Annotated in this window: 21 protein-coding genes; 14 read left to right on the top strand and 7 right to left on the bottom strand. The window is 52.5% G+C overall.

Going from position 1 to position 20,748, the window contains the following annotated elements; translation table 11 throughout:
• Window positions 1-106 (bottom strand): DUF2755 family protein (locus KQJ18_RS12120; protein WP_216422028.1); only part of this gene is annotated, 106 nt, incomplete at its 3' end.
• A gap of 264 nt (window positions 107-370) precedes the next feature.
• Between KQJ18_RS12120 and KQJ18_RS12115 the strand changes: the two genes are divergently transcribed.
• Window positions 371-595 carry a DUF2754 domain-containing protein gene (locus KQJ18_RS12115; protein ID WP_038638102.1) on the top strand — a complete coding sequence of 75 codons (225 nt, stop codon included), beginning with the start codon at window positions 371-373 and terminating at the stop codon, window positions 593-595.
• 21 nt (window positions 596-616) lie between these two features.
• Here the strand turns inward: KQJ18_RS12115 and ddlA are convergent, their stop codons facing one another.
• Window positions 617-1,711, bottom strand: a complete 1,095-nt coding sequence (gene ddlA / locus KQJ18_RS12110; RefSeq protein ID WP_038643049.1) for a D-alanine--D-alanine ligase — start codon at window positions 1,709-1,711, stop codon at window positions 617-619.
• A gap of 301 nt (window positions 1,712-2,012) precedes the next feature.
• On the opposite strand from ddlA, the gene KQJ18_RS12105 reads away from it, so the two are divergent.
• The 5 genes from KQJ18_RS12105 to adrA all read left to right on the top strand — a co-directional run bounded on the left by KQJ18_RS12105 (window position 2,013) and on the right by adrA (window position 6,844).
• The gene (locus KQJ18_RS12105; RefSeq protein WP_069323932.1) at window positions 2,013-3,209 is read left to right on the top strand and encodes a multidrug efflux MFS transporter; all 1,197 of its coding nucleotides are present in this window, start codon (window positions 2,013-2,015) and stop codon (window positions 3,207-3,209) included.
• Window positions 3,210-3,458: 249 nt separating this feature from the next.
• A complete protein-coding gene (locus tag KQJ18_RS12100) occupies window positions 3,459-3,704 on the top strand; it encodes a sigma-S stabilization anti-adapter protein IraP (protein WP_038638107.1) in 246 nt (81 codons plus the stop codon).
• A gap of 99 nt (window positions 3,705-3,803) precedes the next feature.
• Complete coding sequence (gene phoA / locus KQJ18_RS12095; protein WP_038638110.1) at window positions 3,804-5,219, top strand: alkaline phosphatase; 1,416 nt, start codon at window positions 3,804-3,806, stop codon at window positions 5,217-5,219.
• A 97-nt stretch (window positions 5,220-5,316) separates the two neighbouring features.
• The gene (gene psiF / locus KQJ18_RS12090; protein ID WP_085047657.1) at window positions 5,317-5,637 is read left to right on the top strand and encodes a phosphate starvation-inducible protein PsiF; all 321 of its coding nucleotides are present in this window, start codon (window positions 5,317-5,319) and stop codon (window positions 5,635-5,637) included.
• Between the two features lie 91 nt (window positions 5,638-5,728).
• Window positions 5,729-6,844 (top strand): diguanylate cyclase AdrA, encoded by a 1,116-nt coding sequence (gene adrA / locus KQJ18_RS12085; protein ID WP_139815546.1) that lies wholly within the window; start codon window positions 5,729-5,731, stop codon window positions 6,842-6,844.
• Between the two features lie 17 nt (window positions 6,845-6,861).
• Here adrA and proC read toward each other — a convergent pair whose 3' ends face one another.
• The gene (gene proC / locus KQJ18_RS12080) at window positions 6,862-7,671 is read right to left on the bottom strand and encodes a pyrroline-5-carboxylate reductase (RefSeq protein WP_038638118.1); all 810 of its coding nucleotides are present in this window, start codon (window positions 7,669-7,671) and stop codon (window positions 6,862-6,864) included.
• A gap of 273 nt (window positions 7,672-7,944) precedes the next feature.
• Between proC and KQJ18_RS12075 the strand changes: the two genes are divergently transcribed.
• The 5 genes from KQJ18_RS12075 (at window position 7,945) to ppnP (ending at window position 10,630) form a co-directional block, all read left to right on the top strand.
• Window positions 7,945-8,400, top strand: a complete 456-nt coding sequence (locus tag KQJ18_RS12075) for a YaiI/YqxD family protein (RefSeq protein ID WP_038638120.1) — start codon at window positions 7,945-7,947, stop codon at window positions 8,398-8,400.
• A 185-nt stretch (window positions 8,401-8,585) separates the two neighbouring features.
• Window positions 8,586-9,131, top strand: coding sequence for a shikimate kinase AroL (gene aroL / locus KQJ18_RS12070; RefSeq protein WP_085047654.1), 546 nt, complete (start codon window positions 8,586-8,588; stop codon window positions 9,129-9,131).
• A gap of 26 nt (window positions 9,132-9,157) precedes the next feature.
• On the top strand, window positions 9,158-9,349 hold the full coding sequence (yaiA, locus tag KQJ18_RS12065; RefSeq protein WP_038638127.1) for a protein YaiA: 192 nt from the start codon (window positions 9,158-9,160) through the stop codon (window positions 9,347-9,349).
• 247 nt (window positions 9,350-9,596) lie between these two features.
• The gene (locus KQJ18_RS12060; RefSeq protein WP_038638130.1) at window positions 9,597-10,274 is read left to right on the top strand and encodes an AroM family protein; all 678 of its coding nucleotides are present in this window, start codon (window positions 9,597-9,599) and stop codon (window positions 10,272-10,274) included.
• A 71-nt stretch (window positions 10,275-10,345) separates the two neighbouring features.
• The gene (gene ppnP, locus KQJ18_RS12055; protein WP_216422027.1) at window positions 10,346-10,630 is read left to right on the top strand and encodes a pyrimidine/purine nucleoside phosphorylase; all 285 of its coding nucleotides are present in this window, start codon (window positions 10,346-10,348) and stop codon (window positions 10,628-10,630) included.
• Window positions 10,631-10,680: 50 nt separating this feature from the next.
• Here the strand turns inward: ppnP and rdgC are convergent, their stop codons facing one another.
• Window positions 10,681-11,592, bottom strand: coding sequence for a recombination-associated protein RdgC (gene rdgC, locus KQJ18_RS12050; RefSeq protein WP_003021479.1), 912 nt, complete (start codon window positions 11,590-11,592; stop codon window positions 10,681-10,683).
• 91 nt (window positions 11,593-11,683) lie between these two features.
• On the opposite strand from rdgC, the gene mak reads away from it, so the two are divergent.
• Window positions 11,684-12,592, top strand: coding sequence for a fructokinase (gene mak / locus KQJ18_RS12045; RefSeq protein WP_110498648.1), 909 nt, complete (start codon window positions 11,684-11,686; stop codon window positions 12,590-12,592).
• Between the two features lie 6 nt (window positions 12,593-12,598).
• Here the strand turns inward: mak and araJ are convergent, their stop codons facing one another.
• The 3 genes from araJ to sbcD all read right to left on the bottom strand — a co-directional run bounded on the left by araJ (window position 12,599) and on the right by sbcD (window position 18,281).
• Window positions 12,599-13,768 (bottom strand): MFS transporter AraJ, encoded by a 1,170-nt coding sequence (gene araJ, locus KQJ18_RS12040; RefSeq protein WP_150345565.1) that lies wholly within the window; start codon window positions 13,766-13,768, stop codon window positions 12,599-12,601.
• Between the two features lie 164 nt (window positions 13,769-13,932).
• Window positions 13,933-17,082 carry an exonuclease subunit SbcC gene (sbcC, locus tag KQJ18_RS12035; RefSeq protein WP_216422026.1) on the bottom strand — a complete coding sequence of 1,050 codons (3,150 nt, stop codon included), beginning with the start codon at window positions 17,080-17,082 and terminating at the stop codon, window positions 13,933-13,935.
• Window positions 17,079-18,281 carry an exonuclease subunit SbcD gene (gene sbcD / locus KQJ18_RS12030; protein WP_216422025.1) on the bottom strand — a complete coding sequence of 401 codons (1,203 nt, stop codon included), beginning with the start codon at window positions 18,279-18,281 and terminating at the stop codon, window positions 17,079-17,081. Before sbcD ends, sbcC begins: the two co-directional genes overlap by 4 nt.
• 190 nt (window positions 18,282-18,471) lie before the next feature.
• Here sbcD and phoB point away from each other — a divergent pair, with 190 nt between their 5' ends.
• Together phoB and phoR are read left to right on the top strand one after the other, a co-directional pair.
• Window positions 18,472-19,161 carry a phosphate response regulator transcription factor PhoB gene (phoB, locus tag KQJ18_RS12025; protein ID WP_003021496.1) on the top strand — a complete coding sequence of 230 codons (690 nt, stop codon included), beginning with the start codon at window positions 18,472-18,474 and terminating at the stop codon, window positions 19,159-19,161.
• Between the two features lie 50 nt (window positions 19,162-19,211).
• Window positions 19,212-20,507 (top strand): phosphate regulon sensor histidine kinase PhoR, encoded by a 1,296-nt coding sequence (gene phoR, locus KQJ18_RS12020; protein WP_216422024.1) that lies wholly within the window; start codon window positions 19,212-19,214, stop codon window positions 20,505-20,507.
• Window positions 20,508-20,748: the final 241 nt, after the last annotated feature.

Below are 20,748 nucleotides of genomic sequence, written 5' to 3'. Positions count from 1 at the left end.
AAAAGCAAAACAGCACAAATATGGCATACGCAATGTTGCCGGGCAGGGAGGAGGTATCCCGATGCTTGCCCTTAAACAGGGATTTTGAGAGCGTAAAATCAGCCATAAAGACCTCCGGAAATAACCTGCTTTTTTTGGCGTAATGCCTGTAACTGAGTGTGAGTCTGACAGGTGATTAGGAATGTCAATATCAGAATGTTGGTAATTTCAGGTGGAGATTATTCCTGGATTTCGGTTTTTTGTGGTGTGTCACAATTATTTAACCTTAAGTTAAATTGAGTTACATTTCAGAAATTACGCCTATGCCACAGACGCCCATGGGGAAATGTGCGAGGATGCTTTCCCATGTTGTATATCCACCGGAGCCGTTATGAACCTGCCTGTAAAAATCCGCCGAGACTGGCACTACTATGCCTTCGCTATTGGGCTTATCTTTATTCTGAATGGCGTGGTCGGGTTATTAGGCTTTGAAGCGCAGGGATGGCAAACCTATGCGGTGGGGCTGGTTACCTGGATAATCAGCTTTTGGCTGGCCGGATTAATTATCCGTCGCCGCGTGGAAAATGAAGATGATGAAGCGAAGGATGCCCAATAGTTATCAGGCATCCTGGCGGGTTTACATACTGGTTTTCAGCGCGCTATCCGCAGCGTGGCGCTCCAGCGCCAGTTCGATCAGACGCGTGATTAAATCGGTATAGCCTAAGCCGCTCGCCTGCCACAGTTTTGGATACATACTGATGTTGGTGAAGCCCGGCAGGGTGTTGATCTCATTGATCACAACGTCGTTGTCTGCGGTTAAGAATACATCTACACGCGCCATGCCGGCACATCCCAGTGTCTGGTACGCCTGAATGGCGATCTGGCGGATCTTGTCGTTAATCTCTGGCGCGATCGCTGCCGGAACAACTACTTTGGCGCCATTATCGTCAATGTATTTGGTGTCGTATGCGTAAAAATCACTGTTCAGCACGATCTCACCACAGGTGCTGGCCTGCGGATGATCGTTGCCCAGTACCGCGCATTCGATCTCACGGCCTTTGATCCCTTGCTCTACCACGACTTTATGATCGAACTCAAATGCCAGCGCGACAGCCTGGTTGTATTGCGCTTCACTGGTCACTTTGCTAACGCCAACGGACGATCCCTGGTTGGCGGGTTTCACGAACAACGGCAGACCCAGGCGGGATTGCACCTCAGCAAAGCTAATATTGTTGCGGTTCGCGCGAGTGAGTGTAATAAATGGCGCGATATTTAATCCGGCATCGCGCAGCAGACGTTTGGTTACGTCTTTATCCATACAGGCTGCGGAACCCAGGACATCAGAACCGACGAACGGCAGATTCGCCACGCGCAGCATACCCTGCAAAGAGCCATCTTCACCCAGCGTACCGTGGACGATCGGGAAAATAACATCGACCGTCGGCAGCGGCTGACCGTTTTGCGCATCGATCAACTGGTGCTCTTGTTTACCCGGAACCTGAGCCAGGCTGGTCGCGGAAGGACGCAGCGCAATGTGCGCCGGATCGTCTGAATTGAGCAGATAGTTACTGGCATCGCTAACGTGCCATTGCCCTTGTTTATCAATACCTAACAGCACAACGTCAAAGCGAGTCTTGTCGATGGCATCGACAATATTTTTTGCCGATTGCAATGACACTTCATGTTCCGCTGATTTACCACCAAATACGATTCCTACCCGCAACTTTGCCATCTTAAAAACCCATTCCATGAATGCAAAGCACATACATTACCACGACAAAACGCAGGTTTCCTCGGCTTCTGGCAGATTGTTTGTCTGGGCAACAGGGGAATAGATACGCGCAAACGCGTTGATCTCGCATCAAGCATAATTCCCTGCTTGTATTGTGGGTTTGGTGTGAGGCGTATCACAAATATGATGAGCGGGAAGATAAAATTCTAAACTGTGATTTATCGCACCTGTGGATCCTTATTTGGCTAAGTAATTTGTTAAGCTGCTCGCAGTTTTCAGCTACTTATCGTTATGAGTCCTTATGGAATCCTGGAGAGTAAACCTTATTTCCGTCTGGTTCGGATGCTTTTTTACCGGACTGGCGATTAGCCAAATCCTGCCTTTTTTACCGCTCTATATCTCCCAATTGGGTGTCACCTCGCACGAAGCGCTCTCTATGTGGTCTGGGTTAACGTTCAGCGTCACCTTCCTTATTTCAGCCATTGTTTCACCAATGTGGGGCAGTTTAGCTGACCGTAAAGGGCGCAAGCTGATGCTGCTGCGAGCCTCGCTGGGGATGGCGATTGCGATTTTACTGCAGGCATTTGCCACTAACGTCTGGCAGCTTTTTCTGCTGCGCGGGGTGATGGGGTTAACCTCAGGCTATATTCCGAACGCAATGGCGCTGGTAGCATCACAGGTTCCGCGTGAACGCAGCGGATGGGCATTGAGCACGCTTTCTACAGCGCAAATCAGCGGCGTTATTGGCGGTCCGTTAATGGGCGGTTTTATTGCCGACCATATTGGCTTACGGGCGGTGTTCTGTATTACTGCGGCTTTGTTGGTGGTCAGTTTCCTTGTCACGCTGTTTTTGATCAAAGAGGGTGTGCGCCCGACGACCAAAAAAAGCGAACGCCTGAGCGGGAAGGCCGTCTTTGCCTCGCTGCCTTATCCGGCGCTGGTGATCAGCCTGTTTTTTACGACGATGGTGATTCAGCTGTGTAACGGCTCTATCGGGCCAATTCTGGCGCTGTTTATCAAATCAATGGTGCCAGACAGTTCGAATATTGCCTTTCTCAGCGGGCTGATCGCCTCAGTACCTGGCATCTCGGCCCTGATTTCCGCGCCCCGGCTTGGCAAATTAGGCGACCGTATTGGCACTGAGCGGATTTTAATGGCGACGTTGATGTTCGCTGTCGTGCTGTTTTTCGCCATGTCGTGGGTCACCACGCCATTGCAGTTGGGGGTATTACGTTTTCTGCTCGGCTTTGCCGACGGCGCGATGTTGCCAGCGGTACAGACGCTGCTGGTGAAATACTCCAGCGACCAGATAACCGGGCGTATTTTTGGTTATAACCAGTCATTTATGTACCTGGGCAATGTCGCCGGGCCATTGATGGGAGCAACAGTATCAGCCATGGCGGGATTCCGCTGGGTGTTTATTGCTACGGCGAGTATTGTACTGATTAACATCTGGCAGTTGGCCATCGCGTTGCGACGTCGGCGTCACGCGCGCTGACTTCCTGATAAACAACGCTGCCAGTCGGCGTTGTTTATCGATAATTCTGCATTATATCTCTATGTGATTATTCATAATCTTACCTTTTGATATTGAATGATTCTGCTGTACGTCTCGTCTCTCCCTTATTTTGTGATGTGATTGTTTTCGCAAATAGTTTAATTTCTTCTAAAAATAAAACTTTTATCACCTAGGCAGTTATGAGCCTTAATGTTAACGTGGCTTATATTTTGTTAAGGGAATACGCAAATGAAAAATCTCGTCACTGAGTTGTTGCTTAAGCTCGCCCAAAAAGAAGAAGAGTCACAAAACCTGGCCGCGCAGGTTGAAATGTTAGAGCAGGTAATCACCGAAATGCTGCGCAATATGGCGTGGAGCGATCGGCAAATATTGCTGCGTCAAATTGAAGGGGCTCTGGCAGGTGTCAACCCCGTGCCAGCGTTTATGACGACCCTGCATAACGCTGGCGAAAGCGTGTCAAAACGTTTTGATTAATCTGTGGGACGTTCCTACAAATTATCATAAAAGTGTCACATCAAATACTTATAGTCGCTTTGTTTTAATTTTACCGTATTTATACATGGAGAAAATAAAGTGAAACAAAGCGCACTCGCTATTGCCCTGTTACCTTTGCTGTTTACCCCGATTATTAATGCAGAAACATCTACCGTAGCGGTTATGGATAATCGTGCCGCTCAGGGTGATATCACCACGCCAGGCGGTGCCCGCCGATTGTCAGCCGATCAAACGGCGGCTTTACGCGAATCTCTGAACGATAAACCTGCCAAAAATATCATTTTACTTATTGGCGATGGGATGGGCGATTCAGAAATAACGGCAGCGCGAAATTATGCCGAAGGCGCGGGCGGTTTTTTTAAAGGTATTGATGCCTTACCGTTGACCGGGCAATACACGCACTATGCGTTAGATAAGAAAACGGGCAAGCCGGATTATGTGACGGACTCTGCGGCCTCAGCGACGGCGTGGACCACCGGGGTTAAAACTTACAATGGCGCGCTGGGCGTTGATATACATGAAAAAGATCACGCAACAATTTTGGAAATGGCAAAAGCGGCAGGTCTGGCGACGGGCAACGTTTCTACCGCTGAATTGCAGGATGCAACCCCAGCGGCACTGGTTGCTCATGTGACTTCACGTAAGTGCTATGGCCCTGACGTGACCCGTGAAAAATGCCCAACCAATGCCCTGGAAAAAGGCGGCAAAGGGTCAATTACAGAACAATTGCTGAATGCCCGGGCTGACGTCACGTTGGGCGGTGGGGCAAAAACGTTTGCCGAAACCGCTGCGGCAGGGGAGTGGCAGGGCAAAACGTTGCGTGAACAAGCCCTGGCGCGCGGTTATCAGATGGTAAGTGATGCCGCGACGCTGGCTGCGATTACCGAAGCTAACCAGGATAAGCCGTTGCTGGGCTTGTTCTCCGACGGCAACATGCCGGTACGCTGGGAAGGTCCGAAAGCGTCCTATCATGGGAATCTGGATAAACCAGCGGTGACCTGTACGCCAAATCCAAAGCGTGATGACACCGTACCGACGCTGGCGCAGATGACGGATAAAGCGATTGAACTGTTAAGCAAAAATGAGAAAGGTTTCTTCCTGCAAGTGGAAGGGGCATCCATCGATAAACAGGATCACGCCGCCAACCCGTGCGGACAGATTGGTGAAACGGTTGATCTGGACGAAGCGGTACAGCGCGCGCTTGCCTTTGCGAAGCAAGACGGCAACACCCTGGTGGTGGTAACCGCTGACCACGCGCATGCCAGCCAGATTGTCGCGCCTGATACTAAAGCGCCTGGTCTGACTCAGGCACTGAACACCAAAGATGGCGCGGTGATGGTCATCAGCTACGGCAATTCTGAAGAGGAATCTCAGGAGCACACCGGTAGCCAGTTGCGCATCGCCGCTTATGGCCCGCATGCGGCGAATGTGGTCGGTCTGACCGATCAAACTGATCTGTTTTACACCATGAAAGCGGCGTTAGGACTGAAATAATCCGACACCCGGTGACAATAGTTTTGCCACCGGGTGGTATTTTTATCGTTAGCAGCCAAACTTAGCTGTGTGTCGTCGTTCAGAAAAGGATGGTGCTATGAAAATTACATTATTAATGACGCTGCTCTTTGGATTGATTTTTTTAACTACCGTCGGTGCTGCCGAGAAGACGTTAACCCCGCAACAACAGCGTATGACCACCTGCAATCAGCAGGCAACGGCGCAGGCCTTAAAAGGGGATGCGCGAAAGACGTATATGAGTGATTGCCTGAAAAACAGCAAATCTGCGCCTGAGGAAAAGAGTTTAACCCCACAGCAGCAGAAGATGCGTGAATGCAACGTCAAGGCGACGGAGCAGTCACTGAAAGGCGACGATCGGAACAAGTTTATGAGCGCTTGCCTGAAAAAAGCTGCGTAGCACTTACGGGTGAGCAGGTAAAAACGCTCACCCGAAATTTCATACTCCCGCCAGCAGACCCCTACCTATAATTTGGGAAATTTGTTTCAGAATGTTCCCAAATACGATGAATGATGAAAACTTTTTCCAAAAGAAGGTCGTCGCGGATGAAGCGTTTATATCACTTCATCAAAACGACCACCAACGTTCCGGTCTGCGATTTGCCCGACGGATCAGGCTGCCGCGAGCGGTGGGATTGGGGGGGATGTTTTTCCCTATCGCGTCGGTATTAGTTTCCCAGCCTATTACTGGCGGCTGGTGGCTGTTACTGGTGGGATGGGCATTTGTCTGGCCACATCTGGCCTGGCAGTTGGCAAGTAAAGCAGACGATCCTCTGCATAGTGAATTTACCAATTTAAAAGCCGATGCCATCCTCGCCGGTATGTGGCTGGGTATTATGGGGGCAAACCTGTTGCCGTCCACGGCGCTGCTCATGATTACTTGCATCAACCTGATGGGCGCAGGGGGAATGCGAGTATTCCTCGCGGGCGTCGTGTTGATGGCGGTGTCATGCCTGGTGACGTTACAGTTAACCGATATTCCCGTCGCTGTTAGCAGCAGTCAACTGAGCGTGCTGTTATCACTGCCGGTACTGGTGATGTACCCGCTGCTGTTTGCCTGGGTCAGCTATCAGACGATCATCAAGCTGGCGGAACATAAACGCCGCTTACAGGTGATGAGTACGCGAGATGGGATGACCGGCGTTTATAACCGACGTCATTGGGAGTTATTGCTACGTAATGAATTTGATAATTGCCGCCGCTATCAGCGTGATGCCACGTTGCTTATTATTGATATCGACCATTTCAAGAGCATCAATGATACCTGGGGTCATGACGTCGGGGATCAGGCTATTGTCGCGCTGACCCGCCAGTTGCAGATGACTTTACGCGGTAGCGATGTGATTGGCCGTTTTGGTGGTGATGAATTTGCGGTGATTATGTGCGGTACGCCCGCAACCAGCGCAATTGCGGCCATGTCGCGCGTGCATGAACGACTTAGTCAGTTGCGTTTATCCTGCGCTCCGCAGGTCGCCTTACGTATTAGCGTTGGCGTAGCGCCGCTGACTTCTGAAACTGAGCATTATCGGGAATGGTTAAAATCGGCGGATATGGCGCTTTATAAAGCAAAGAATTCCGGACGTAACCGCACCGAAGCGGCGGCCTGACGTCCGGTGATATTAACTCAGGATCGGCTGAGTTTTTCTGACTGTTCCATGCATTTAACCATCGCTTCAATCACTGATGAACGAAAACCGCGTTCTTCCAGGACGCGTACCGCTTCGATAGTGGTGCCGCCTGGCGAGCACACCATATCCTTCAGTTCCCCAGGATGTTTACCCGTTTCCAACACCATTTTTGCCGAGCCCATTACCGCTTGCGCTGCGAATTTATAAGCCTGCGCACGGGGCATACCGCCTTGCACGGCGGCGTCCGCCATCGCTTCGATAAACATAAAGACATAGGCCGGTGCAGAACCGCTGACGCCGACAACCGGGTGAATCATCGATTCTGCAATCACTTCGGCTTCGCCAAAGCAGCGGAAGATATTCAGTACGTCGGCCGTATCTTCCGGCGTTACTAAGGCGTTCGGCGTGACGGAGGTCATTCCGGCATTAACCAGTGACGGGGTATTAGGCATTGCGCGAATGATTTTGCGATCATGACCCAGCGCACGGGCGAGCTGATCGAGGGTAACACCAGCGGCAATCGAGACAACCAGAGAGTCTTTGTTCAGGCTGGAGGTGATTTCACTCAGTACCTTAATCATGATGCCTGGTTTTACGGCCCCAAAAACAATGTCGGCGATTTGCGCGACTTCTTGCGCAGACTGCGCTGCATTAATGCCATACTGGTCGTGCAACGCAGCGACTTTATCGGGGGAAGGGGTATAGACCCAGATTTGTCCCGGGAGAACCTGGCCGCTGGCGATCATGCCGCCAAGAATTGCTTTGCCCATATTACCGCAGCCGATAAAACCAATTTTTTTGTCCATCTTGTCACTCCCTATGGATGATATTCATTGTTTTATACCCGTCATACTTCAAGTTGCATGTGCGTTGGCTGCGTTCGCTCACCCGAATCACTTACCAGAGTAAGCTCATCGGGACTCACTCTCTTGCCGCCTGCCTGCAACCCGAATTATTTAGGGTAAATCTGGGAAAGCTAAGCTTAGCGCGGAATGAATATGTGCAGAAGGAGAAACAGCACTTTGCCTGCAAGTAAAAGCACGAGACAATGCGCGATTACACACGATTGGGGAGAGATTATGACAATATGGGTGGATGCCGACGCGTGTCCGAACGTGATTAAAGAAATTTTATACCGCGCCTCTGAGCGCATGCAGATGCCGCTTATTCTGGTAGCGAACCAGAATTTGCGCGTCCCGTCTTCGCGTTTTATCCGTACATTACGCGTTCCCGCCGGGTTTGACGTTGCTGATAACGAGATTGTACGACAATGTAGCGCCGGTGATTTAGTGATCACGGCGGATATTCCGCTGGCTGCTGAAGCCATTGAAAAAGGGGCGGCAGCGCTTAATCCACGCGGCGAACGTTATACCGAAGCGACGATCCGAGAACGTCTGATGATGCGTGATTTTATGGATACGCTACGCGCCAGCGGCATCCAGACCGGGGGACCGGATAGCCTTTCTCCCCGTGACCGACAGCATTTTGCGGCTGAGCTGGATAAGTGGTGGCTGGAAGTTCAGCGCAGAAAATAGTACCTGTAATTTATTTTTTACACTTTCATCCATGTGAATTCTTGTTATAGTAGGGTTTAATTGACACCATCACTGTTTGTGTAATTTTTTCTTTACGATTTGGTGGTGTACTAGTTTGATGATATGATTATATCTTTAATTGCATCAGATCCCGCTCGTCGGCGGTTCTCTGGGGAAATTCTGTGATGACGCAACCTCTTTTTCTTGTGGGCCCCCGGGGGTGTGGTAAAACGACAATCGGTATGGCGCTGGCGAAGGCTGTCGATTACCAGTTCGTTGATACCGATCGCTGGTTGCAGTCGCACGTGCAGATGACCGTAGCGGAAATCGTCGAAAGAGAAGGATGGGAAGGGTTTCGTGCCCAGGAAACGACCGCTCTGCAGGCCGTCACGGCTCCGACAACGGTTGTTGCGACCGGTGGCGGCATCATTCTGACCGAATTTAATCGTCATTATATGCGTAGCCACGGTGTGGTTATCTATTTAAGCGCGCCGGTATCGGTACTGGTTGATCGTCTGGAGGCTACGCCTGAAGAGGGGTTGCGCCCAACCTTAACCGGTAAGCCGCTGACTGAAGAAGTAGAGGAAGTGCTTGCCCAGCGTGATGTTCTGTACCGTGCAGCGGCGCATTATATTGTTGATGCGACCAATCCGCCTTCGCAGGTGGTGGACGACATTCTTGGGATACTGTCGCAGGCAGCGCCACGCTTACAGGGTGGTGTCTATACTTAAAGCTCATTCAGACAAAAGGAAGAGCTATGCCGACAAAACCACCTTATCCGCGTCAAGCAACCATTGTTACCGTTGAAAAGGGGACGCCAGGCCAGACGGTAACCTGGTATCAACTTCGCGCCGATCACCCAGAACCGAATTCGCTGATCAGTGAGCATCCTTCCGCTCAGGAAGCCATGGATGCTAAAAAACGCTACGAAGATCCCGATAAAGACTGATATTAAGCACCGTCCTGGCACGAGTCTGAAAAGTGCCAGGACGGGCGTACATCACATTTTTTTAAATATCGCCGTATACAGTAAAAATTGAAAATTAAACAATAACAATACAGTACTGGAATGATTTGGAATCTTTACAAAATAGACCGCCGATCTGCTGCTACGCTTTTGAGCGTTTGTAGCACAGGTCAGCGCCCGGCAATTATTCGGGAATTCACAGCAAAGTAAGAAGACGGTGGAGCAAAAAATGGGTACGTCGTTGGCTATCCTCACGATTGGCGTGGTGCCGATGCGTGAGGTGTTACCGCTCCTGACGGAATATATTGATGAGCAGCACATCACTCACCACAGTCTGCTGGGGCAGATGCGGCGAGAGGATGTGATGGCCGAGTACGGCGTCTCTCCCGGTGACGAGCCGCTTTTAACGCTGCTCAGCGACCATCAGCTTGCCCATGTTTCGCGCCAGAAAGTGGAACGATCACTCCAAGGTATCGTAGAAGTACTCGATAATCAGGGCTTTGACGTGATCCTGCTGATGAGTACGGCCTCAATTGCCCGCCTGACCGCCCGCAAGAGTATGTTACTGGAACCTTTACGTATAATTCCTCCACTGGTCGCCTCGATTGTGGAAGGGCATCAGGTCGGGGTTCTTGTCCCCGTCACGGAATTGCTTAAAGCCCAGACGCAAAAATGGCAGGTGTTGCAAACGCCGCCAGTGTATGCCGTGGCGAATCCGATTCACGGTTCCGAACAACAACTGATTGATGCCGGTAAAGAATTGCTTGAGCAAGGCGCGGATGTGATCATGCTGGATTGTCTGGGTTTTAATCAACGTCATCGCGATTTACTGCAAAAATCGCTGGATGTCCCGGTTCTGCTGTCCAATGTGCTGATCGCCCGGCTGGCTTCGGAATTGCTTGCGTAATTTTGCGTGACAGGTGGAACGCCAGCCCCCTATATTGGTTGTTAACTTAATCACAAGATAGGGCCAGTTGTATGCTTCAAAGTAATGAATACTTTTCCGGCAAAGTAAAATCCATCGGTTTTACCAGCAGCAGTACTGGCCATGCCAGTGTTGGCGTGATGGCTGAAGGCGAATACACCTTTGGTACTGCGGCGCCTGAAGAGATGACGGTCGTCAGCGGCGCACTGAACGTGCTGCTGCCGGGGGAAACTGAGTGGAAAGTCTATGCCGCAGGGGACGTGTTTAACGTACCAGGCAGCAGCGAGTTTCATCTGCAGGTGGCAGAGCCAACATCCTATCTTTGCCGCTACCTGTAAGCGTAAAAATGACGAATGGCGACATTGAGCCGCCATTCGGTAAACACGGCTTAACGTTGCGCTTCGCCGCCTAATCCTTCTACCAGACTTTTAATCAGCGCCGCCAGTTCGCCCGTCATCAGGATGAAATCGGCATCAAAACGCTGAGCGTAGTCCTCGCGGTCAATATCTTCGTTCTGATCGCGCAACTCGTCGCTAAACTTCAGACGCTTAATCGAGCCGTCGTCACACATAACGAACTGAATGCGCTGCTGCCAGTCCAGCGCCAGCTTGGTGACCAGTTTGCCCGCTTCGATATGTACGGCGATTTCGTCGCAGACCAGATCCTGTTTTTTCGCGCGGATCACGCCGCCGTCTTCAAGGATCGCTTTCAGTTCTGCTTCATCCAGCAACTGGAATCCCTGCGCCGTTGTGCCGGAGCGAACCCATTCGGTTAGCGTCAGCTCAATAGGGTTTTCCATCGTCAGCGGAACGACCGGCAGCGAGCCGAGGCTCTTACGCAGCAGCGCCAGCGTATCTTCCGCTTTCTTCGCGCTCGCACAATCAACCATGATCAGATCGTTAACGGTGTCAATCCACATCATCGTTTGGCTGAAGCGGCTAAAGGCGCGCGGCAGCAATGAGTGCAGAACTTCATCTTTCAGCGAGTCTTTTTCGGTCTTCTTAAGCTTGCGACCTTGCTCAGCTTCCAGTTTGAATATTTTGGCTTCCAGCGCCTGTTTGATAACCGGCGACGGCAGAATTTTTTCTTCTTTGCGGGCGCAGATAATAATTTGGCCATTGGCGGTATGCGTTAATGCATCGCTGTGCGATCCCATCGGCGGAACCCAGCCCATTTTTGCCATATCCTGGCTACCGCAAGGGGTGAACGTCATTGATGCCAGCTGTTTTTCCATCTCTTCGGCACGCAAAGAAACATCGCGGCTAAGACGGTAAACCATTAAATTTTTGAACCACAGCATGATAATTTCCACGGCCTTGTCGTTAAATCCAGCGGGCATGATAGCGAATTGTCGCTATGCTTGCATTGTTAATCGGGAAGAGGAGCAAACAGTGCGTATAGGTATCGATTTGGGCGGTACAAAAACGGAAGTTATTGCGCTTGGCGATGCAGGCGAGCAGCTTTTTCGCCATCGCCTGCCTACACCGCGTGAGGATTATCAGCAAACGATAGAAACCATTGCTGCGCTGGTGGTGATGGCGGAGCAGGCTACCGGGCAAACGGGAACCGTGGGGATGGGGATCCCTGGTTCAATTTCGCCTTACACTGGGGTAGTCAAGAATGCCAACTCAACCTGGCTTAACGGGCAACCCTTTGATAAAGACTTAAGTATGCGTTTGAATCGTGAAGTGCGCCTGGCGAATGATGCCAATTGCCTGGCGGTTTCTGAAGCGGTGGATGGCGCGGCGGCAGGGGCGCAAACCGTATTTGCGGTAATTATTGGCACCGGATGCGGCGCGGGTGTGGCGTTGAATGGTCGGGCGCACACGGGTGGCAACGGTACCGCGGGCGAGTGGGGGCATAATCCGCTGCCGTGGATGGACGAAGATGAGCTGCGTTATCGCCAGGAAGTACCCTGCTATTGCGGCAAGCAAGGCTGCATTGAAACCTTTATTTCCGGGACCGGTTTTGCCACCGACTACCAGCGTCTGAGCGGTAAGTCGCTCAAGGGCAGCGACATTATCGATCTGGTTAACGTGCGGGATGCTGTGGCGGAGCAGGCATTGAGCCGCTATGAGTTGCGTCTGGCAAAATCGCTGGCGCATGTGGTGAATATTCTCGATCCGGACGTCATTGTACTGGGTGGGGGAATGAGTAATGTCGACAGGCTATATCAAAACGTTCCCACGTTGATGAAGCAATTTGTCTTTGGCGGCGAGTGTGAAACGCCCCTACGCAAGGCGCTGCATGGTGACTCCAGCGGCGTACGCGGTGCGGCCTGGCTGTGGCCGCAGGCGTAATCTGTTTTACGTCGCGGCTGCAACTTGTTGCACGCCGCGCTTCAGGTAGCCGTAAATCAGCAGCGATGACATGGCGGAGAACGACAGCAACGCAGCCGGCAGCGTCACATAGTTGTAGGCAAAGCCCAGCGTCAGCATCATACCGCCGCACCAGGCGCCAATTGCGCTACCGAGGTTAAAGGCAATTTGCCCGCCTGCCGCGCCCAGTAGTTCACCTCCTTTGGCATTTTGCAGCAGCAAAATTTGCAGCGGCGCCGATAGGGCGAACAGGCCAGCGCAGCAAATAAAGGCGAAGGTCAGCGATGCGGCTTTGATACCGCCAAAAACAAAAAGCAGCAGCAGAACCAGCACAATGGTGAAGTCGGTTATTACCGCAATGCGCAGCGGCGTATAGCGGCCAGAAAGCTGACCGCTCAACAGATTCCCTAATACCATCCCCAATCCCACCAGCATCATGATGAAGGTCATCAGCGCCTCGGAAAAGCCGGAGATGTACATCATGTACGGCTTGACGTAGCTGAACCAGGCGAAAACCCCGGCGTTGCCAAACATGGTGGCGGAAAAGATCAACCACGGGGCGGGGCTTTTCAAAAAGTGAAATTGCTCGCGCAGATTCCCTTTCGCTTCATCGCTGATGTTGGGCACCCAAAAAGCTATCGAGACAATAACGGCGATATTAAAGACGGCAATCAGCAGGAACGTATAGCGCCAGCTAAATTCCTGGCTCAGCCAGGTACCGACGGGAATGCCAATCAGATTGGCAATGGTCATCCCTGAAACCATGCCCGCGACGGCGGCGGTGACTTTTCCTGGGCGCGCCAGCTTCGACAGAATAATAGCTCCAACGCCAAAAAATGCGCCGTGCGGGAAGCCGGAAACCAGCCTGCCCACCGCCAACATAAAATACGAGGAGGAAAGGGTGAAGATGGCGTTGCCAATCACGCACAGCGTGACCAGAAACAGCAGAATATGCTTAAGCGAAAAGCGGCTGGAAAAGAGCGCAATAATCGGCGCGCCCAACACTACGCCAAAGGCGTAAAACGAAATCATATGACCAGCGGCCGGGATAGAAATGCCCACGTCCCGCGCCAGCTCGGTGAGTACCCCCATGATGCCGAACTCGGCCATGCCCAGCCCAAATGTCCCTAGCGCTAAAGAGAAAACGACTTTTTTCATACCACCTGCCAACAAGAAAGACGCCGGATGTGCGTCATAGCGGCGAACGTTCGCCGCCAACAGAGATAGCTTGCGGATAAGCGAAGTGGAATGCCATTTCATATCCGTCTTTGAGTATGCAATATTGTGCTACATATTGTGCCGGATAGCTCCGGCCTGGAGATTTATGCTGATCCCACCGCAAACAGCTTGTCGAGTTTGCTGTAGCCCAGCCCGTTGATTTTTTTAACCTTGATCTGCACCGGAATGCGTTCTTTCATCGCTTCAACGTGGCTGATTACTCCAATGGTTTTGCCGGTGGCGTTCAGCGCATCGAGTGCGTCCAGCGCGGTATCCAGCGTTTCGCTGTCCAGCGTGCCGAAACCTTCATCGAGGAACAGGGAGTCAATTCGCGTTTTGTGGCTGACCAAATCGGATAACGCCAGCGCCAGCGCCAGACTCACGAGGAAGCTCTCGCCGCCGGAAAGCGTACGGGTGTCGCGCACGGCATCGGCCTGCCAGGTATCAACCACTTCCAGCTCCAGCGCTTCGCTGGCCTTACGCTGTAACAGATAGCGACCATGCAGACGAGTGAGTTGGTTGTTGGCAAGCCACACCAGGTTATCGAGTGTCAGTCCCTGGGCAAACTTGCGGAATTTATCTCCCTCTTTCGAGCCGATTAGCGCATTCAGATAGCCCCAGTCTTCAACCTGCAGCGTGACGTTTTCAATCTCCTGCATCAGCGCCTGCTGCTGCTGGCGATGTTCAGTATCCTGTTTCAGTTGCTGGCGAATTTCGCCCTGACGCGTGGTATTTTCCCGTAGCTGCTGGGTGAGCTGCGCCAGCGTGTCGCGAAGCTGTTGTGCCGAGAGCGTGAGATCCGCCCCGGTTGGCAACTGCTGGTGATGGCTCGCCAGCGCCTGCTGAGCCTGATTAAGCAGCGTTTGTGCCTGCTGCTGCTGCTTTTCCAGCGATTGCTTTAACTGCTCCAGACGGCTAAAGGTTTCTTCATCCAGCAGTGCGGCAACAAAGGCTTCACGATCGGCAAAGATGCTGGCCTGCAGTGCGGCATCAAACTGTGCCTGAATTTCTGCGGCGCGCTGTAGGTCCTGCGCCTCCTGCTGTTGCAAGGTTTGCCACTGGCCTTGTAAAGACAGGCAATCGTCATGCACCTGTCGCCAGTTTTCCAGCGACAGATTCTCAGTACTTGCAGACAGCGTATCGCTCTCAGGCAGCGTTTCCAGCAACGGCGTGAGCTGAGCTATTCGCGCCTGTAACTCGGTGAGTTCGTTCTGGCGCTGCTGCCACATTTGCGCTTCTCTCGCCCGCTCACTCAGCCACGAATTAGCGTCATCTTCAGCAGGAAGGGACAGTCCATGGCGGGCCAGCTCGGCGGTTAACGTCGCCTGGCGCTGGTCAATTTGCTGCTGGAGCTGGGTAATCTGCCCGGTATGCGCCGTGATTTGCGCCTGCAGGGTATGACGCAGGCTCAACTGGTGAAGTTGTTGTTCGTATTCTTCCTGGGCGGCAAGCCACGGGGCGATATCATCCTGCGGTTGCAGCGTCACGTTAAGGCTGGTAGTGACTGTCTGCCACTCTTGAGTAAGCGCTTGCTCCTCTTGAGAAAGCGTCTGTGCTTCACGTTCATCCCGTTGGAGTTGCTGGGTTATGGCCTCAAGCTGACCGCGTAACGTTGAGCCCTCATCAGCCAGGGTTTTAACCTCTTTTTCCAGTGCTTCACGTCGTGCCTGATTAACACTCAGTTCGAGCGTTTGATAGCGCTCAATCGCCGGATGTGTGGTGGAGCCGCACAGCGGACAAGGCATGCCGGATTGCAATAATGCCCGCTGGCTTTCCAAATCTTTGATGCGGGCTTCCTGCTCGCAAATGATCCTCACATCGGCAAGCTGCTGATTTTTATCTTTATAGCGCTGACGTTTTTCGGCAAGCACCGCGTTGCGCTGCGTTAGCTCTTGCTGACGTTGCACCAGCGTCGCGCGTAACTGCGCCAGCTGCTTTTGCTTAGGGGCGATTTGCCCATGCAGATTGCTCAGACGCTGGCGTAACGGACGGAGCTGCACATGTTGCGCCAGCGCCGCCGTGACCTCCTGCGGTGAAAGAGTCAGCGTGGGAAGCGCCAGCGCATCCAGTTTACGCGTGTCGTTTTCCCGTAACTGCTGCCACTGGTGTAGCTGGGCGCTGGCGTCGGAGTGTTGCGCCAGCAGGGCCTTCCACCCAGCCAGTTCGCTGCCCCACAAGCGGAAGCGATCGTGTTCGTTCAGCCAGTCGATTAACGTCTGCTGTCCAGCGAGCAAGGCGGTCGACTGCGTGTGCGCCTGCTGACGGATGCGCTCGCGCAGCGCTAAGCTGCTTTGTAAGCGAGTATTCACTTCCTGAATATTCTGCCGCGTACGCGCTATCGTAGCCGTTTGTTCCTCGATTCGCTCCCAGTGCGGGCGTAACGCTCTGGCCGGTTGTGCCAGACTCAGCGCCGCCAGCTGTGGCTGCGCGTCTTCTTGCGCCTGTTTAGCGGCCTGTAACGCCTGTTGGTGACGGTTGATTTCTGCCTGTAGCTCATTTTGCCGAATGAGCCAGTTGAGATGCTGTTGCTGAGTCTGCTGGCTTGCAAGGTATTGTTTTTCCTCGTCAGTAAGTACCTGCAAACTCTCTGTCAAGGACTGCACCTGCTCCGCAGCGAGCAGAGCCACGCCGTTGGCCTGCGCCTGCAGTTTTTCCAGCTCTGTACGCGCTGCTTTATGCTTTTCAAACACCATGGCGGAAATTTGGCCGTAGATCTCAGTCCCCGTCAGCTCTTCCAGCAGTTCGGCACGCTCTTTCGGTTTGGCATTGAGAAATGCGGCAAATTGCCCCTGAGACAGCAACATCGAACGGGTGAAACGACCATAATCCAGGCCGGTAAGTTCGGCGGTCATTTCCAACTTGTCTTTGACTTTATCGGCGAGGATTTTACCGTCGGCGCAGCGGGCAAGTTCTACGCGCGGAGCCTGTAGGTTACCTTCAGGCTGATTGCGCGCGCGGTTCTGGCTCCAGAATGCGCGATAGGCTTCGCCCCGGACTTCGAACTCGACCTCGGCCAGACACTCGGCGGTGTCGCGGGTCATCAGATCGTTTTGCGACTGAGACACGGTATTGAGCCGCGGTGTTTCGTGATACAGCGCGAGACAAATGGCGTCCAGCAGGGTGGTTTTTCCCGCGCCCGTTGGACCCGTGATGGCGAACAGCCCATTGCTGGCAAAGGGCTCTGCCGTGAAATCGACTTTCCATTCTCCTTTCAGAGAATTGAGGTTTTTCAAACGCAGGCTGAGAATTTTCATGCTTCGGTCTCCCCGGCAAGCGTGTGTAAGGTGGTGCTAAACAGTTGATTCAGGCGCTCGCGTTGCGATTCTTCGAGTTCTTCCAGCGCCAGGCGACGGGCAAAAACGTCCGTCACGCTCAGCTCGCTTAGCGTTTCACGTCGTTCATTCGCCATAATACGTTCGCGCTGTTCCCGGCTACGGCGCACCAATAACACCTCTACCGGTAAATCTTCGGTTAATGCCTGAATCTTACGCTGCATGTCGTGCAGAAAGTCATCGGTGGTGATTTCGATATCTAACCAGATTGGCGGTTCCTGCTGCACACCGCGCCACTGCTCTAGTTGGGCGGTAATCGCGGCTAAATCACCTTTCAGCACCGCCAGCGGCTGGGTAACCGGTACGGTGAGGTGTTCAACAGCGCTCAGCTTGCCGTTTTCGAAGCTCACCAGATGGACGCATTTGCTTTTGCCGCACTCGTCAAAACTGAGCGCAATTGGCGAGCCGCAGTAGCGAATATGCTCTGTTCCGCCGATAACCTGCGCCCGATGAATATGTCCCAGCGCGATGTAATCGGCTGGTGGAAAGTTGTGCGCCGGAAAGGCGTCCAGCGTACCAATATAAATGTCACGTACAGCGTCACTTTTACTGGCGCCAACGGTGGTCAGATGCCCGGTCGCAATGATGGGTAGATTCTGGTCGCCGCGCAGCGTACAGGCGTCATGATATTGCTGTTGGTAATAGTCGGTGATAGCCGATAGCAAATGCTGCTGTTTCTCTTGTCCCGTTAGCCCGGCCTGGCTGGTAATGATGTCACGCGGGCGTAAAAAAGGCACCGGACACAGGATCGCGCCTGGCGTGCCGTCGCGTTGAGACAGCAACTGCGGCGCATGGCCAGCGCTGGCGATCACTGTGGTGTTGAGAAACGCCAGAATATCGCGTGATTCGTTGAGCGTGGCGACGGAGTCGTGGTTACCTGCCAACACCACCAGATGACAGCCGGTTTGCTGCAGATTAACGACAAAACGGTTATACAGCTCACGGGCATAGCTTGGCGGTGAGCCGGTATCGAAAATATCGCCCGCCACAATAATGGCATCCACCTGCTGGGATTGTGCCGTTTCCAGCAGCCAGTCGAGAAAGGCCTGATGTTCAGCGGCGCGGCTCTTGCTGTAGAAATTTTGGCCCAGATGCCAGTCAGACGTGTGAAGGATGCGCATAAGAGTTCCATGACGATAAAACAGTGGCGGGGATTATAACCCTGCAAGGACGGTAATATCTTGTTTAAGGGCTGTCATAATTCGCGGGGCTGCGTTAAACCTGGACTATCTTTTCATAAATCTGTCATAAAACTGACGCATAATGGCACCGTATTGATGGCAAACGATTTAATTATAAACAGGGCAAATCATGGCGAGACGTATTCTGGTCGTAGAAGATGAAGCTCCAATTCGTGAAATGGTCTGCTTCGTGCTCGAGCAAAACGGTTTTCAACCCGTAGAAGCCGAAGACTATGACAGTGCTGTGAACCAACTCAATGAACCCTGGCCGGATCTCGTCTTGCTTGACTGGATGCTACCCGGCGGCTCGGGCCTACAGTTTATTAAACATCTCAAGCGCGAAGCGATGACGCGGGATATTCCCGTGATGATGCTGACGGCGAGGGGAGAAGAGGAAGATCGCGTACGGGGTCTGGAAACGGGCGCGGATGATTATATTACCAAGCCGTTTTCTCCCAAGGAGCTGGTGGCGCGTATTAAAGCTGTTCTGCGTCGTATTTCCCCCATGGCGGTGGAAGAGGTTATTGAGATGCAAGGGCTGAGCCTTGACCCAACCTCGCATCGCGTGATGACCGGCGAGGATCCATTGGATATGGGGCCGACAGAATTCAAACTGTTGCACTTCTTTATGACCCACCCTGAACGCGTCTATAGCCGTGAGCAATTACTCAATCATGTCTGGGGTACCAATGTGTACGTGGAAGACAGGACAGTGGATGTGCATATCCGCCGCTTGCGTAAAGCGCTGGAGCACAGTGGACACGATCGTATGGTGCAGACAGTTCGTGGGACGGGATATCGTTTTTCGACCCGCTTCTGACTGACATGAATAGGGGCCTGACGGATTAGGCTGTTAATGGAGTAAGACGTTTGCTAGAACGATTGTCATGGAAAAGGCTGGTACTGGAGCTGATCCTCTGCTGCATACCGGCGTTTATCCTTAGCGCTTTTTTTGGTTACCTGCCCTGGTTTTTGCTGGCGTCGGTAACCGGCCTGCTTGTCTGGCATTTCTGGAATTTATTACGCTTGTCCTGGTGGTTATGGGTCGACAGAAGCATGACCCCGCCGCCGGGGCGCGGAAGTTGGGAGCCGTTGCTGTATGGGCTGCATCAAATGCAACTGCGCAACAAAAAGCGCCGTCGGGAACTGGGTAATCTGATTAAACGTTTTCGCAGTGGGGCGGAATCGCTACCCGACGCGGTGGTGTTGGCGACTGAAGAGGGCGGCATTTTCTGGTGTAACGGCCTGGCCCAGCAGGTTCTGGGACTGCGCTGGCCGGACGATAGCGGGCAAAATATACTTAACCTGCTGCGCTACCCGGAATTCACGCAATATCTGAAAACGCGTGATTTTAGTCGGCCAATCAATCTGGTGCTCAATACCGGACGGCATCTGGAGATTCGCGTGATGCCCTATACCGATAAGCAATTGCTGATGGTTGCGCGCGATGTTACCCAGATGCACCAACTGGAAGGTTCGCGGCGTAACTTTTTCGCCAACGCCAGCCATGAGTTGCGTACGCCGCTGACGGTGCTACAAGGTTATCTGGAAATGATGCAGGAGCATCCGCTGGAAGGAACGACGCGTGAAAAAGCGCTGCATACCATGCGTGAGCAAACGTACCGCATGGAAGGGCTGGTGAAGCAGTTGCTGACGTTGTCGAAAATAGAGGCCGCGCCAGCGCTACTGCTTAATGAGAAGGTGGACGTGCCGATGATGCTGCGTGTGGTTGAACACGAGGCGCACACGCTGAGTCAGAATAATCATACGTTTACTTTTGATATTGATAGCCACCTGAGCGTGCGGGGAAATGAGGAGCAACTGCGTAGCGCGATTTCGAATCTTGTGTATAACGCGGTGAACCATACCCCCGCGGGTACGCACATCACCGTGCGCTGGCAGCATGTTGCCTCCGGGGCGGAATTTAGCGTCGAGGACAATGGGCCTGGTATTGCTGCGGAGCATATTCCTCGTTTGACCGAACGCTTCTATCGCGTGGACAAAGCGCGATCCCGACAAACGGGCGGGAGTGGACTGGGTCTGGCCATCGTGAAACATGCTCTGCAACATCACGATAGCCGCCTGAATATCGAAAGTACGCCAGGCAAAGGGACGCGATTTAGTTTCGTCATCCCGGAACGTTTAATGGCCAAAAGTAACGATTAAAGCGTATTCGTAAGATAATCTTTCCAAAAGCCAGCGCGAGCTGGTTTTTTTATGTGGTCAATAGTTACATCCTGAATTTTGCGACGTTTGATTGTTTTTTGTTCGAACTATTACCCATACCTTTTTCCATGAAATGGTTTTTTGTGCTAACTGCATTTTTCATATCGCTATATTGTTCTGGTTTTTGGATCCCACCTTGCTTTAAAACGTTATAAGCGTTTAAATTGCGCTCCAGATGCTG

The organism is Citrobacter sp. S55_ASV_140, from assembly GCF_018919505.1.
Lineage (GTDB): Bacteria > Pseudomonadota > Gammaproteobacteria > Enterobacterales > Enterobacteriaceae > Citrobacter > Citrobacter werkmanii.
This window is presented reverse-complemented; position numbering and strand designations above follow the sequence as displayed.